The 16,115-nt window shown below is 39.9% G+C and carries 8 protein-coding genes; 6 read left to right on the top strand and 2 right to left on the bottom strand.

What is annotated here, in order from left to right; translation table 11 throughout:
* Window positions 1-234: 234 nt before the first annotated feature.
* On the top strand, window positions 235-2,280 hold the full coding sequence (locus NOS7107_RS15145) for an elongation factor G (RefSeq protein ID WP_015113827.1): 2,046 nt from the start codon (window positions 235-237) through the stop codon (window positions 2,278-2,280).
* Between the two features lie 216 nt (window positions 2,281-2,496).
* Here NOS7107_RS15145 and NOS7107_RS15140 read toward each other — a convergent pair whose 3' ends face one another.
* The gene (locus tag NOS7107_RS15140) at window positions 2,497-4,938 is read right to left on the bottom strand and encodes an ATP-dependent Clp protease ATP-binding subunit (RefSeq protein WP_015113826.1); all 2,442 of its coding nucleotides are present in this window, start codon (window positions 4,936-4,938) and stop codon (window positions 2,497-2,499) included.
* Between the two features lie 229 nt (window positions 4,939-5,167).
* Between NOS7107_RS15140 and NOS7107_RS15135 the strand changes: the two genes are divergently transcribed.
* The 5 genes from NOS7107_RS15135 (at window position 5,168) to NOS7107_RS15115 (ending at window position 15,352) form a co-directional block, all read left to right on the top strand.
* The gene (locus NOS7107_RS15135; RefSeq protein ID WP_015113825.1) at window positions 5,168-5,464 is read left to right on the top strand and encodes a DUF3288 family protein; all 297 of its coding nucleotides are present in this window, start codon (window positions 5,168-5,170) and stop codon (window positions 5,462-5,464) included.
* Window positions 5,465-5,704: 240 nt separating this feature from the next.
* The gene (locus tag NOS7107_RS15130; RefSeq protein ID WP_015113824.1) at window positions 5,705-11,101 is read left to right on the top strand and encodes an ATP-binding sensor histidine kinase; all 5,397 of its coding nucleotides are present in this window, start codon (window positions 5,705-5,707) and stop codon (window positions 11,099-11,101) included.
* A gap of 591 nt (window positions 11,102-11,692) precedes the next feature.
* Window positions 11,693-13,882: a cation:proton antiporter gene (locus tag NOS7107_RS15125; RefSeq protein WP_015113823.1), complete on the top strand. Its 2,190-nt coding sequence runs from the start codon at window positions 11,693-11,695 to the stop codon at window positions 13,880-13,882.
* Window positions 13,882-14,382: a hypothetical protein gene (locus tag NOS7107_RS15120; protein WP_015113822.1), complete on the top strand. Its 501-nt coding sequence runs from the start codon at window positions 13,882-13,884 to the stop codon at window positions 14,380-14,382. Before NOS7107_RS15125 ends, NOS7107_RS15120 begins: the two co-directional genes overlap by 1 nt.
* Window positions 14,383-14,509: 127 nt before the next feature.
* The gene (locus NOS7107_RS15115) at window positions 14,510-15,352 is read left to right on the top strand and encodes an AMIN domain-containing protein (RefSeq protein ID WP_015113821.1); all 843 of its coding nucleotides are present in this window, start codon (window positions 14,510-14,512) and stop codon (window positions 15,350-15,352) included.
* A gap of 178 nt (window positions 15,353-15,530) precedes the next feature.
* Here NOS7107_RS15115 and NOS7107_RS15110 read toward each other — a convergent pair whose 3' ends face one another.
* Window positions 15,531-16,070: a DUF3172 domain-containing protein gene (locus NOS7107_RS15110; RefSeq protein WP_015113820.1), complete on the bottom strand. Its 540-nt coding sequence runs from the start codon at window positions 16,068-16,070 to the stop codon at window positions 15,531-15,533.
* Between the last annotated feature and the right edge of the window lie 45 nt (window positions 16,071-16,115).

The following is a 16,115-nucleotide window of genomic DNA, read 5'->3' as shown; positions in this document are numbered from 1 at the left end:
TAGTTTAGTGGTGCAAAAAGGTTTAACAAATATTTTAAATTTTCCATTAAAGTTTTGATTGCTTAATATTTCTTAAGCTAAATCTTACGACTGACTACAATTTCTTTAGCAGTTGATTAAAGGGAGGATAATAACAAGTTAAAGCAGGGATCATTCTCTGTTTAGAGAAACAATACTTATCCCTGAAAAATACAGGTAGTGCAGGTAAGAAAAACTTACCGCAAGGGAGGTTGTATGAACGAAAAAGTAACATCGGGTTCGCGGAATGTTGCAATTGTCGGCCCTTATTTAAGTGGAAAAACTACCTTACTTGAAAGTTTATTGTTTGTGACTGGTGCGATTTCTCGCAAAGGCAGCGTTAAGGATGGTAACACAGTCGGAGATAGTGCAACAGAATCGCGCGATCGCCAAATGAGTGTAGAAGTTAGCGCCGCCAGCACCGACTATAACGGAATTCGTTTTACCTTTATAGACTGTCCCGGAAGCGTCGAATTTGCCCAAGAAACATACAATGCTTTAATGGGAGTTGATGCGGCAATTGTAGTTTGCGAACCCATACGCGATCGCGTCCATACCCTTGCTCCTCTATTTAAGTTCCTCGACGATTGGGAAATTCCCCATATTGTCTTTGTGAACAAAATGGATCGGGCAAATATCCATGTTTTAGAAACATTACACGCCTTAAAAGCTGTTTCTAGTCGTCCTTTAGTCGCGCACCAATACCCCATTATGCAAGGGGAAGAGTTGACCGGTTTTATTGATATGGTTAGCGAACAAGCTTATCAATATCATCCTGGCGCACCGGCTGATCAAATACCTTTCCCCGAACATCTCAAAGCAGAAGAACATATTGCACGAGCCGAAATGCTCGAAGCTTTAGCAAATTTTGATGACCACCTACTCGAAGAATTATTAGAAGATATTGAACCACCCCAAGAAGAAATTCTCAAAGATTTAAAAATGGAATTAGGGGCAGATTTGGTAGTTCCTGTATTTTTTGGGGTTGCAGAACAAGATTATGGCGTAAGACCTTTATTAGAAGCACTGTTAAAAGAAGCACCAGCACCAGAAACCACAGCCGAACAGCGTTTAAAAAATATCAATAGCAAAGCACCTTTAGCACAGGTATTAAAAACTTACTACACTCCCCAAGGCGGCAAACTTTCTTTAGTGCGGGTTTGGCAAGGTAAATTAACAGATGGGATTGTTCTCAACGGTGTGCGGGCGGGTGGACTTTATCGCCTGATGGGACAACAACAGCAATCTGTAAATGAAGCTGTGGCTGGGGAAATTGTGGCCTTAAGCCGGATGGAAAATATTAAAACAGGGGATACACTTTCTACACAGCCAGTTAAGGAATTCTCGCAAGCCGAAAAGTTGGAACCTGTTTATGCTTTGGCGATTACCCCCGAAAAGCGCAATGATGAAGTCAAACTTAGCAGTGCGATCGCTAAACTATTAGAAGAAGACCCCTCTTTGGCTTGGGAACAACATGGTGACACCCATGAAGTTATCCTCTGGGGACAAGGTGAAATTCATTTGCGAGTCGCCTTAGACAGACTCCGCCGCAAATATAACTTGCCGATGGCTACCCATCTACCGCAAGTACCTTATAAAGAAACAATTCGCAAACCCGTTACCTCAGTACATGGACGCTACAAACACCAAAGCGGCGGACATGGACAATTTGGTGATGTTTTTCTCGATATCAAACCCTTACCGCGCGGTGAAGGCTTCAATTTTAAAGAAACCATTGTCGGTGGTGTAGTTCCCAGACAGTATATTCCTGGGGTAGAAATAGGTGTGCGGGAATTTTTGGCACATGGGCCTTTAGGCTTCCCGGTTGTGGATGTGGCTGTGACACTCACCAACGGTTCTTATCACAACGTTGATAGTTCCGAACAAGCCTTTAAACAAGCTGCACGTTTAGCAATGCAAACAGGGATACCCCAAGCGCAACCCACCTTATTAGAACCAGTTTTGCGGGTGCAAGTCACCACACCCAGCGAATTTACCGCAAAAGTGCTGCAACTGCTGAGTGGGAGACGGGGACAAATTCTCGGTTACGAAGGCAGACAAGATTGGCAAGGGTGGGATAATATTTCTGCATACTTGCCCCAAGCAGAGATGCAGAACTTTATTGTCGAGTTGCGATCGCTCACTTTAGGTGTTGGTTCCTTCCACTGGGATTATGACCATCTCCAAGAAGTACCAGAAAAACTGGCTGAACAAGTACTTGCTAGTAACGGTAATGGCAATGGCAATGGCAATGGGAAATAATTTGTAACTAGCCCTGAAGAATTACGAATTTAAAGATGCCTCGTTATCTTTTATAGCAGAAGGCAGGAGGAAAAGTCTTATTATTCCTGGCATTCAAGCTTTCAATTTGTCCTAACATATCTGACTACCGCTATACTTAGTCAGTAGAAATTAATAAAAATCCCCTGGTTGATTAACCAAGGGATTTTTAATTTTCAAACTGTGAGATTGTGAAAATTAGCGAGCATTTGCCAAGAGTAATTCACGCGTATCTGACTTGCGGATTTTAACTTGACCATCATCATCTACATCGGCAATAGCAGCATCACCATTGCTGATTTCGCCAGACAGTAGTGCTTCCGCTAAAGAATCTTCTAACAGGCGCATAATTGCCCTGCGTAAAGGTCTAGCACCATAGCTAGGGTTATAACCTTCATTGACGACAAGTTCTTTAAACGCTTCCGTAACTTCCAAGGTGATACCTTTTTCCGTCAAGCGGTTAGCAACATCACGGAGCATAATCTCAGCAATTTCCTTGACTTCATCTTTAGACAATTGAGTGAAGACAATAATCTCATCCAATCGGTTAAGGAATTCTGGACGGAAGTAAGTTTTCAGTTCCTCATTCACTAAGTTGCGAATGCGATGATAACTAGCCTCGGCTTGATTATCAAATTCAAAACCTAAACCACCGCCACCTTTTTCAATCACTTTAGAACCGATGTTAGAAGTCAGGATGATCAAAGTATTCTTGAAGTCTACCCGCCGACCTTTTGCATCGGTAAGTTGACCGTCATCCAAGATTTGCAACAACATGTTGAAAACATCAGGGTGTGCTTTTTCGATTTCGTCGAACAGCAACACTGTGTATGGTTTGCGTCGCACAGCTTCAGTCAGTTGACCGCCTTCATCGTAGCCGACGTAACCAGGAGGAGAACCAATCAGCTTAGATACGGTATGGCTTTCCATAAATTCCGACATATCCAAGCGAATCATTGCTTCTTCTGCACCGAAGAAATAAGCTGCTAAGGCTTTAGCCAATTCGGTTTTACCAACTCCTGTGGGGCCGGAGAAGATAAAGCTGGCAATAGGACGGTTGGGATTCTTTAACCCAACTCTGGCACGGCGGATAGCGCGAGAGACAGAGGTAACGGCTTGTTCTTGACCAATTAGTCGTTGATGCAGGGTGTCTTCCAGGTGTAACAACAACTCAGACTCAGATTCTGTGAGTTTGTTGACGGGGACACCAGTCCAAGAGGCGACAATTTGAGCAATGTCTTCTTCGCCAACAGTGGGAATAGAAATAGTTTGCTCTGTATGTAACTGAGCTTCAATTTCTAATTCTTGGTCGCGGAGTTCACCTGCTTTGTCAAAGTCTTGGAGTCTAACGGCTTCATGTTTAGCCTTGGTCACACTTACCAGTTGACGCTTGAGTTCCTTGTTGGCGGAAATTTGCGAGTTCCGCAACCGGACACGAGAACCAGCTTCGTCAATTAAGTCTATGGCTTTATCTGGCAAGAAGCGATCGCTAATATAACGATCTGACAACTGGGCTGCTGCTAACACAGCCGCATCAGTAATTTCTACTTTGTGATGCTGTTCGTAAGCACCACGCAAGCCGTAAAGAATTTGGATGGTTTCTTCAACGGAAGGTTCACCCACCAAAATAGGTTGGAAACGTCTTTCTAAAGCCGCATCGCGTTCGATATGCTTGCGGTATTCATCCAGGGTGGTGGCACCAAGACACTGGAGTTCACCTCGTGCTAAAGCTGGTTTGAGGATGTTGGCTGCATCTAAACCGCCTTCTGTACCACCAGCACCCACAAGGGTATGAATTTCATCAATTACCAGGACGATGTTACCGACGGAACGGATTTCGTCCATGATTTTTTTCAGGCGTTCTTCAAAGTCGCCACGAAAGCGAGTTCCTGCTACTACTAAGCCCATATCTAGGCTGATAACTTGTTTATTCAACAAGAGTTCAGGAACATCTTGGTTCACAATCCGTTGTGCTAAACCTTCGGCGATCGCAGTTTTACCAACTCCTGGTTCACCAATCAACACAGGATTATTTTTCGTGCGACGACCGAGAATTTGAATAGCACGCTCAATTTCTTTTTCTCGACCAACTACCGGGTCTAGTTTGCCTTCTTGTGCTAGTTTGCTAAGATTTCTGCCAAACTCTTCTAGGGTGAGTGCTTGTTGATTCCGCCGTGGACTATTACCACCCGCAGTCACATTGCCATCTTCGCCTAAACGACGCATAACAGCAGTCCGAACTAGTCTGAGGTCAACCCCCAGATTTTGCAACACTTTAGCCGCAACACCTTCACCCGCCTCAGTTAGACCCAAAAGCAAGTGTTCCGTGTTGATGTAGTTATGTCCTAGACCATGAGCTTCTTTAAACGATTGCTCAAAGAGGTTTTTTACTTTAGGAGTAAAAGGAATTTCTGGCGGTACAAACCCAGAACCTCTACCAATAATTTTTTCTACTTCGCGTCGTGCTTCTTTGAGGGTAACGCCCAACTCACTCAGCACTTTGGCAGCAACTCCCGTTCCCTCTCCAATTAAACCCAGGAGAATTTGTTCCGTTCCTACGAAGTTGTGTCCCAGGCGACGTGCTTCCTCCTGAGCTAACATGATGACCTTAATGGCTTCGGAAGTGAAGTGTTCAAACATAGCGGGTTCTTGCTCCCTTGCTGCTTGGACTTGGGTGATTTGAGGTTCACCCTCGTTAAAACTTTTTGTATTTTCTTAAAGACAATGTATCTTTATTTATTATTGACTGGCAGTGGTGAGAGCCGTAAGAGGTAAGGTGTGTTTGCCCTCATCTTTAATTATCCTGCGATGGAAGGAATCTCTACTCTAGACTCAGAATGAATTAAGAATCGGACTAAAGGTATAAAATATGGCAGAACAACACGGCAGTAAAGATCAACAACATCCCCTTTACAACCGCGATCGCCCCTTTATTGATATTCTACTCGCTCAAGAGGCAACAGACTATAATTTGGCAGAATTAGCTCGGCTACGCATCCGTTATCAAGGCTTTCCGGGAGCGCGAGACATCCAAAAAGACCTAGATAAAGTCTTGCAGCAGTGGGGTTTGACCGAAGCTGAACTTTTTGCTAAAACGCGCCAAATCCACGACTTAGGGGGGATTTATAAAAGTCGCGGCAAAAAAGAAGAACAAGATTGGAATTAGTCAATGGTGAATAATTGTTGAGTCAGATATTTTTTATCTAGGCTACGGCTGACAGGTGTAGCGATCGCCCCAATCCCAAAATGCTCAACTTCACGATGAATAAATATGTGATTATACTTGCCGCTTTAGTCTGATTATTAGCTAATACAGTTTCACAATCACTGTAGCAATTGTTTCTCTAATAGTTAAATATTTGCAGCAGATGGGAATACTAAATCTGATATTTCAAGGTTTGGCACTATGTTTAGTATTCCCGGATATAAACTAATTGAGGAACTTTATAATGGATCGAGAACCATAGTTTATCGAGCTATTAGAGAAATTGACTCATTATCTGTAGTTATCAAGCTACTTAAAAATCCTTATCCTAGTTTTAGCGAATTAGTCCAATTTCGCAATCAATACACTGTTACCAAAAATCTTAACCATCCCGAAATCATTCAAACCTATAGCCTCGAACCCTACAAAAATGGCTATGCGTTAGTCATGGAAGACTTTGGGGGAGTTTCTCTGCATGATTATTTGGTCAATAATAATTTCGGGTGTCTAGAAGAATTTTTAGAAATAGCGATCGCTTTATGCAATGCCTTAGAGATACTGTACCGCGATCAGATTATTCATAAAGATATTAAACCCGCCAATATTTTAATCAATCCCCAAACAAAACAAGTTAAATTAATTGACTTTAGTATTGCATCTTTGCTCCCACGAGAAACCCAAAATTTAGTCAATCCCAATGTTCTAGAAGGAACCTTAGCTTATATTTCTCCCGAAGAAACTGGCAGAATGAATCGAGGGCTGGACTACCGCACAGATTTTTATTCTTTAGGTGTCACTTTTTATGAATTACTCACAGGACAATTACCTTTTCAATCAAACGAGCCAATGGAACTCGTACATTGTCATATTGCTAAAATTGCACCTTTAGTTCATGAAATTAATCCAGGAATTCCATCGGTAATTGCAGAAATTGTTAGCAAACTGATGGCGAAAAATGCCGAAGATCGCTATCAAAGTGCATTGGGACTGAAGTATGATTTAAGCAATTGTTTGCGTCAATTAAAGGAAACAGGAACAATTACAAGTTTCACCATCGCACAAAGAGATGTATGCGATAGATTTATTATTCCTGATAAATTATATGGACGAGACACAGAAGTAGAAATTCTCATACAAGCATTTGAAAGAGTCAGCCTTGGCGCAACTGAAATCATCTTGGTAGCAGGCTTTTCTGGCATTGGTAAAACTGCGATTGTCAACGAAGTTCATAAACCAATTGTTCGACAACGTGGCTATTTCATCAAAGGTAAATTTGATCAATTTAACCGTAATATTCCTTTCTTTGCTTTTGTACAAGCCTTCCGAGATTTGATTAGACAATTACTGTGTGAATCTGATGAGCAATTGCAAGTATGGAAAGCAAAGATTATCAAAGTATTAAGAGAAAATGCTCAGATTATTATCGAAGTAATTCCCGAACTAGAATATCTCATTGGTAAGCAACCTCCTGTACCGGAATTATCAGGAACAGCAGCAAAAAATCGGTTTAATTTATTGTTTCCGAAATTCTTGCAAGTTTTCGCAACACAAGAACATCCATTAGTGATATTTTTGGATGATTTGCAGTGGGCAGATTCGACATCATTAAAGTTGATGCAATTGCTGATGGAAGAATCGCAGAAAAGCTATTTGCTGCTGATTGGTGCTTACCGAGATAATGAAGTTTCTCCAGCCCATCCGCTGATGCTGTCATTGGAGGAAGTGAGCAAAGCCGGAGCAGTAGTCAACACTATCACATTAAAGCCATTATCTCAACTAAGTTTAAACCAGCTAATTGCAGATACGCTTGCTTGTGCGATCGCATTGGCACAACCTTTAACAGAATTGGTGTATCAAAAAACTCAAGGTAATCCCTTTTTTGCTACTCAGTTTCTCAAAGTGTTACATCAGGAGAAGTTAATTACCTTCAATCTCCAAGCTGGTTATTGGCAGTGTAACATTACCCAGGTACGAGAAATAGCATTAACAGATGATGTGGTGGAATTTCTGGCAATGCAGTTACAGAAACTTTCTCCTGAAACACAAGTACTTATGCAACTCGCCGCTTGTATTGGGAACCAATTTGACTTAGCAACATTAGCAATTATCTCACAACAAACAGAAATGGAAACCGCAGTCTCACTGTGGAGTGCCTTACAAGAAGGATTAGTTCTACCTCAAAGTGAGGTTTATAAATTTTATCAAGATAGCGAAGTAAATCATACTTTAACGATTAATCATCAGCAATTATCTACTTATAAATTTCTGCACGATCGCGTTCAGCAAGCTGCCTATTCTTTGATTCCTGATGATCAAAAACAATTAACTCATCTGAAAATAGGGCGATTATTACTGCAAAATACATCTGAAGCAGAAATAGAAGAAAAAATTTTTGATGTTGTCAATCAATTAAATATTGGAGCAGTACTAATTACCCACACCAATGAAAATCAACAACTTGCTAGATTAAATTTAAAAGCAGGTACGAAAGCTAAAAATTCCACTGCTTACATATCAGCCAGCGAATATTTTATCACAGGGCTAAATCTATTATCAGAGTCTAGTTGGCAAAGCGATTACGAACTCACCCTAGCACTATATCAATCTGCTACCGAAGCACTTTGTCTGTGTAGTGATTTTGCTCAAATGGAAAGTTATGCCACAGTTGTTTTACAACAAGCAAAAACTATACTTGCACAAATACCCATTCATCATGCCAAAATTCAAGCCTATATGGCACAGGCGCAACATCAAAATGCTTTGCAAATTGCTTTAGTTGTTCTTCAATCTATCGGAGTAGAACTTCCCCAAACAGTTAGCCAAAAAGATATCGATGATGAACTAGAACAAACACAACTTCTTTTACAAGATAAAGCTGTGATGGATCTGCTCGATTTGCCAGCAATGATAGACGCAAATATTTTAGCAGCCATGCAAATTTTATCGAGTATTATGTCAACTGCTTATCAAGCATCTCCATCATTATTTAGGGTGATTGTTCTAAAACAAGTTCAGTTATCACTCCTTTATGGTAATGCACCAGAATCTACCTATGCCTATGCTAGTTATGGATTAATTCTTTGTGGTGTCTTAAAACAAATTGATGCTGGTTATGAGTTTGGGGAAATGGCCTTACAGTTACTAGAACACCTAAATTCTTCTAAATTAAAGCCTAAAACATTATTTGCAGTTAATTGTTTTATTCGACATTGGAAAGTATCTGTAAGAAACACTTTAAATCCATTATTGGAAGCTTACACTATTGGGTTAGAAACAGGTGACATTGAATATGCAGCTATGTCTGCCTATGTGTTTGGCAGATATGCTTATTTAAGTGGTTATGAGTTAAAAGAATTAGCTGAGGCTATGGGAAATTATGGCACAATCATGTATCAGTTTAAGCAGACCACTTATTTAAATTTTAATAGTATATATTATCAATCTGTTTTGAATTTATTAGGCACAGATGAGAACCCTTGTGATTTAATCGGGGAAATTTATGATGAAGTAAAAATGTTACCCCTACATCAAGCTGCCAATCAAATCAGCATGATTTGTCAGGTACATTTTTGTAAAATGATTTTGTGTTATCTTTTCCATAACTATACTCAAGCATTAGATAATGCCATAGTTGTTAAGGAATATTTAGCAAGTATCACTGGATTAGCCATAGTTCCAACATTTTATTTCTATGAATCTTTAATTTATTTATCCTTGTATCAAAATTACTCTTTGCCAGAGCAAGAAGTCATAATTAAACAAGTTAAAGAGAATCATCAGAATCTCCAAAATTGGGCAGAGAATGCACCCATGAATTACGCTCATAAATGTTATTTAGTTGAAGCCGAAATACATCGAGTTTTGGGCGATAAAATTGCCGCAATGGAGCTATATGATTCTGCTCTTTCTGGAGCTAAAACCAACGAATACATTCAAGAAGAAGCTTTAGCTAACGAACTAGCTGCTAAATTCTACCTTGATTGGGGCAAAGAAAAATTTGCTGAATTTTATATGCAAGAGGCATATTATTGTTATGCGCGTTGGGGCGCAAAAGCCAAAATTGACAATTTAGAACAACATTATCCCCAACTACTACAACCCATCCTACAACAGCATAAGCTTACCTTAAAACCATTAGAAACAATTTCTGTTTGCGGGACTTCTTCATCCATTCACACTTCCACTACAGGTAGCACTAAAATTTCTGATGCGCTAGATTTGAATTCTGTCCTCAAGGCTGCTCAAACTATTTCTAGCAGTATTGAATTAAATGAACTTGTTGCCAGTCTCACCCAAATTATCCTAGAAAACTCAGGTGCTAAAAAATCGGCATTAATACTTCCCCTATCAGATACTTTGCAAGTCCGCGCAATTACCTTTATTAATCATCATGTCCATTCCCTAAATCAAATACAAACTATCCTTGAACCGCAAGCCATAAATATTTGTCAAGCTGTGCCCAGAAGAATTATTAATTATGTCAAGAATACCCAAGAAACTATTGTGATAAATGATTGCCAAACAGATATTCCTGGGGTGATTGGGGAATATATGCTAGAGCATCAACCAAAAAGTATATTATGCACACCAATTATTAACCAAAACAATTTAATTGGGATTTTATATTTAGAAAATAAGCTTACAAGTGGAGTATTCACTAACGAAAGATTGCAAGTAATAAATTTACTGTCTTCTCAAGCCGCAATAGCATTAGAAAATGCCACACTTTATCAAAAATCTCAACAAGCATTACAAGATTTACAACAGGCACAATTACAAATTATCCAAAGCGAAAAAATGTCTGCGTTGGGTAACTTAGTAGCCGGGATAGCTCATGAAATGAATAATCCGTTGGGTTTTATTGCGGCAACTCTCCAACAAGCTAAACCCAATTTTGCTGAGATAACTGAACACTTAAAACTATATCAAGAAATTATAGATAATCCAAGTGATAAAATTCAACACCATGCTGAAGAAATTGACTTGGATTATCTCTTAGAAGATTTACCCAAAATGATCAACGCAATGGTGTTAGCGTGTGACCGATTAAAAAATATTAGTACCAGTCTCCGTACTTTCTCTCGTGCTGATCAAGATTACAAAGTTAAATTCAATCTGCATGAGGGGATTGATAGCACAATTCTTATTCTTAAACATCGCCTGAAAGCTAATGAACAGCGTCCGGCTATTGACGTAACTAATAATTATGGTGATTTGCCACAAATTTATTGTTTTCCCGGACAATTAAATCAAGTATTTATGAATATTCTTGCCAATGCTATTGATGCTTTAGAGGAATCGAATATAGGCAAAAGCTTTGCAGAAATTCAAGACAGTCCTAACCAGATAGCTATTACAACATCAACTGTAGATAAATATGTCAAAGTCTCAATTGCTGATAATGCTAAAGGAATGAGCGAAGGAGTCAAACAAAAGATTTTTGACCATTTGTTTACTACCAAAGGGGTGGGTAAGGGAACAGGTTTAGGGTTAGCTATCGCTAGACAAATTGTCGTAAAAAAACATGGAGGATTGATTGAGGTAGAATCTCGGCTAGGCGAAGGTACTGAGTTTATCATTCAGCTACCTTTATTATGAATCAAATTCTGGCAATAAATAAGTTTGGCTTTATTTCATAATTTAATACTCTGGTATTCGAGACTTGTATATCCCCCTAAATCCTGCTAAAAAAAAGAGGCTAGGGGCATCAGATGAAATATTTAGCATTTATCCAATATCTTTTCATGAGGAATGTGATACATGCTATCCTGATAGCATAGGATTACTAATATTTAACTTTTTCCCCAAAAAAAAACTTATAAACCAACCGTTTAGTTAAATAAGTGATTCTGAGTTATCCATAGAGTATTAATTACATATTTATTAAGTAAATATATAGAGAATGTTTGAGCATAAAATCTCTAAAACATAGCATCTAAATGCTCATACAAAAAATATGCCTGATAACTGTTAATCATTCACTAGGTTTTATCTCAAAAATTTGCCCATTATTCTCTAAATATCTCTTAAATTTAAGCAATTTACTGTTGATTAGCATGATGAAGTCGTAACAACAATTAACATCCTAATCGAACATAAACTTACATGGAATATGCTTAACAAGGTTGACAATTTCCCATTTTTTCAAGAATCATTTTAGGGAAACCAGATAGTCTTTTAGAGGAAACCATGCACACAGTTATTCTCGTTTTGATCGAGGTGCTGATTGTTATTGGACTGTCCCGGCTCATAGGTCTGGCATTCAAATCAATTAAGCAACCTTTGGTAATTGGTGAAATTGTTGCCGGCATTATGCTTGGCCCATCTTTGTTTGGATTGCTTGCTCCCCATGTAGCAGCTAGTTTATTTCCACCTGAAACAATTCCGTTTCTTAATGTATTGTCTCAGGTGGGATTAATATTTTTCATGTTTTTAATTGGGTTAGAACTTAATCCTAAATATCTCAGTGGAAACTTACAAGCAGCGATTCTTACCTCGAATGTCAGCATAATTGTGCCGTTTTCTCTGGCGGCTATTTTGTCTTTACTGCTGTATCCTCTGGTTTCTAATGCTAGTGTCTCGTTTACTGCCTTTGCCCTATTTTTAGGTGCAGCAATGTCAATTACTGCTTTTCCGGTATTGGCAAGAATTATTACAGAGAACAATTTGCAGGGGACACGGCTAGGAACCTTGGCATTAACTTGTGCAGCCGTAGATGATGTGACTGCATGGTGTATTTTAGCAGTAGCAATCGCCGTAGCCCGAACGGGTAACATTGCTGGTGCTATACCCACAATTATTGAGAGCATTGTCTACATTACCTTTATGCTAACGGTGGGGCGTTGGTTTCTTCAACGGTTAGCCACTTACTATCGGCGTACTGGACGTTTAAGCCAGTTACTTTTAGCCGTAATTTACATGGCGGTAGTTGGTTCTGCACTCATCACCGAACTAATTGGGATTCACCTAATTTTTGGCGCGTTTTTATTGGGTGCAGCAATGCCCAAGAATGCAGATTTAGTTCGAGAATTAGCGGTTAAAACCGAAGATTTTGTCTTGATATTTCTGCTACCAATATTTTTTGCCTATAGTGGCTTGCGGACGCAGATAGGTTTACTAAATCGTCCTGAATTATGGCTGTTATGTGGATTGGTATTGTTTGTGGCGATCGCTGGCAAGTATATTGGCACTTATGTAGCTGCTCGTGTAAGTGGCATCAATAAGCGAGAAGCTTCCGCCCTTGGTTGGTTAATGAATACACGGGGTTTAACCGAGCTAATTGTTCTCAACATTGGTTTAGAGTTAGGCGTAATTTCACCCTTGGTCTTTACCATGCTGGTAATTATGGCATTGGTAACAACATTTATGACTTCGCCCCTGCTGGAGTGGACATATCCCAAACATCTCATCAAGTTGGATGTAGTCGAACCAGACTTGGAAGCAGAAGCGACAACTGAACCTACTACTGTTGTTGAAGCTGCTCCTAATTACCGGATTTTAGTGCCGGTTGCGAATCCTAGCACACAAAAAGGGTTGCTGCAATTTGCAGTAACTTTGGCACTCAACTACAGACAACCTGCTGTAGTCAGTCCTCTTAGCTTAATTGAATTGCAAGAAGATTATGCCTTTGAGAGTACCCCAGTAGAAGCGGAACGATTAATTCTTCAGCGTCGCCAGCAACTAGAAGAATTGATTAACACCTTAGAACCGCAAATTGCTCGTTCCTATGTGCATCCGATTATTCGCATATCCAGTAATGTGGCGCGAGAAACAGCCCAAATCGCCCAAATTGAACAAACAGATTTAATACTTGTCGGATGGCATCGTCCAGCTTTTAGTAACAATCGTTTAGGTGGCAGAGTCGGGCAGATTCTCAGCACTGCACCAGTGGATGTTGCCGTATTTGTAGATCGGGGATTAGAGCGTTTAGAAAACTTATTGGTTCCTTACTCGGCAAATATTCATGATGATTTAGCCTTAATTTTAGCTTTGAGACTCTTGATTAACCGTGATACCTGTATGTTGCAGATTTTACAGGTACTTGGGGAAAATCAACAAAAAGATGAGTTGAGTTATGAATTATACAAAATGATGGAGCAACTACCAGCCAGTGTACGCGATCGCATTGAAATTAAAACTGTCGAATCCCCAGAACCAATTCAAGCCGTTGTTGCAGCTTCCGAAACAGTTGACCTCACCATTGCCGGCACCAGCCGCGTTTGGGGAATTGAGCGTCAAACCCTCGGCAGATACACAGATGCACTAGCCATTCAATGCCGTTCCTCTCTGCTCATTACCCGCCGTTACAGTCAAGTTACCTCTCATCTGGCTTCTGTGCTACCTGAAATCAGCAACCAAGAATCAAAAGTGACAAACTAATGAATGTTAAATCTTTAACCTTCTATGGAGTAGCTATAGGTTCAGTGTTACTGTTGTTTAAAACTGTTACAGCCTATGGAGAAAACAATCTCAAAGCGCCTTCTGTAGTTGACGGACGTTACAGTATTACTCTCTCCACGAACTTACCCAGCTGTGACATAGCAGACTCTCTGGTACTAAAGATTCAACAATCAGGTATTTATTTGAATGCTTCTTTATTGCCTGTAAATTCTCATGTAGACACTGAACAACCACTTTCGCTCAAAGGGATCTTGCAAAATCAACAGATCAGTTTTTCTGGAAAAGTTACTCCAGAAATCCTTTGTCCTCATCAAGACTCGCAACTTGAGACAAGTAAATCAGTCACAATGCAAATGCAGCTAATAGATCAAGATAAAATGACAGGTCAACTAACAGTTAATGGCATTCCCGAAACTCTGCGATTTACTGCTACCAAACAACTAACCCAAGAAAAATCACAAAAGTTAAATAGCCATTAAAATGTGGGCAAATTATGTAAGTTAGGAATTAGGTAATTTAAAGCCTAAAATTTGCCTTGAATGAGGTATCACTTTTTACTAATTCCACCAAACTTCTTTGTGTCTAAATATATACGGAATACAAATAATGTACACAAGCCCAAAACCTAAATGGTTTTTGTTATGGAGCCAGCGTCTAGTTAGTATCAGCTGGCTAGGATTTTACACAGCAATTACTTTAGACACTGGTAGTAGTAATGCTGCACCAATTGCTAAGTTGAATGATTGGCGATTTTATCCAGAAGCGGCACAACTTGAATTTACGTTGTCAGCTGGTACAAAGCCGCAATACTTTTACCTTTCTCAACCGCCACGTCTGGTTATTGACCTGCCAGATACTAAGCTGGGTTATGTTATGACTAAGCAAAGTTATTCTGGCGCAATTCAACGTGTCCGGGTTTCGCAATTGAACGCCACCATAACTCGAATTGTTCTAGATTTAGCCACCGGAACTTATATCGACATCAATCAGGTAAAACTACAACCTGTCTCTAGAAATAATCCCACGCGCTGGATATTACGTCCTTTTACTTCTAGTAAAAATCTCGCCATTCAACCAGCAAACTTACAGCCCAACATTAATAACTTCCCGCCAAGTTCCTATAATTACTATCCTCAAACACCTGCTCCTACTAACTTAAATCCCAACTCTAACTATCTACAGTTACCTAGTGCTTTACCGCCCATCACTACTAACCAACAACAACCCTATATCACTGTACCTCCCCTATCTTCCAAGAATCCTTCTCAAATCCCAGGCTCAATTCTTCCTCCAGCCAACTTTCCCAATCAATCTGGTAATTTGAATAGTACTGCGCCCTTAGCCAGTCCTAATTTTCCCATTCCTACAGCCCGAACCACACCCAACTATCAATCCAATGAAGTCCAAATCCCAGTGATTGAATTTGGACAACCTCTGCCTAAACCATAAGTTAAAAGTGCTGAGTCAAAATACTAATACGGTACGGCGGAAATAAATAAACCTGATTTCTCTGTGAGAAGCTATGCTCAGTATCCATCTGGAATGAGCAAAAGTCTTGTGATGTGAATATTCTTTCTTTTTACTTTTGCCTTGTTGTACTAGCCTCTAACCAATCTTTCTTCTCACACTAAAATCTGTCTGTGTCTTGAGGTGATCCCACGGCTCCCGGTTGAGATGTGAAAAAGTTTTGCGCTGCGTCGTTTTGATAAATACATCTAATATCAGGTTTTTCGCTATCTAAGCTACCTGTAAAACCAAAGGTATTCAGACGATTTTTACATTCTCTTACTTGGTCAGAGGTGACAAGTTTGCGCTGTTCTAAAATTGCCCAGTTATTTTGCCGTAATACGCATCCTGGACGCATACTTGGTTGAGCAACATAAACGTTAAATGGGTTAAGTGTCACAAATAATCTGGCATCCATCACCATTGCACTAGCGCCGTACTGTACACAAATCTCTGGGTTTGGCGCTCTTGTATCAATAAATTCCCGCGAAGCCACGTTGGATGGCGATAAAGTGGTTGTGGAGCTAAAAGCAATCCCAATGCCAATACCCAAAACTAGCACACCTCCCAAAATAGCGATCGTGGTGAGGTTGAACAGAGAAGGCTGAAAAGCCGGAGGTTTAGATGTTGTAGCTGATCTACCAGTTGATTTACGTCTCATTTGTACTTGACACCTTCACGTTTTGGAAAGCAGGGAGCTTTCTGA

Source organism: Nostoc sp. PCC 7107 (assembly GCF_000316625.1).
Classification (GTDB): Bacteria; Cyanobacteriota; Cyanobacteriia; order Cyanobacteriales; family Nostocaceae; genus Nostoc_B.
This window is presented reverse-complemented; position numbering and strand designations above follow the sequence as displayed.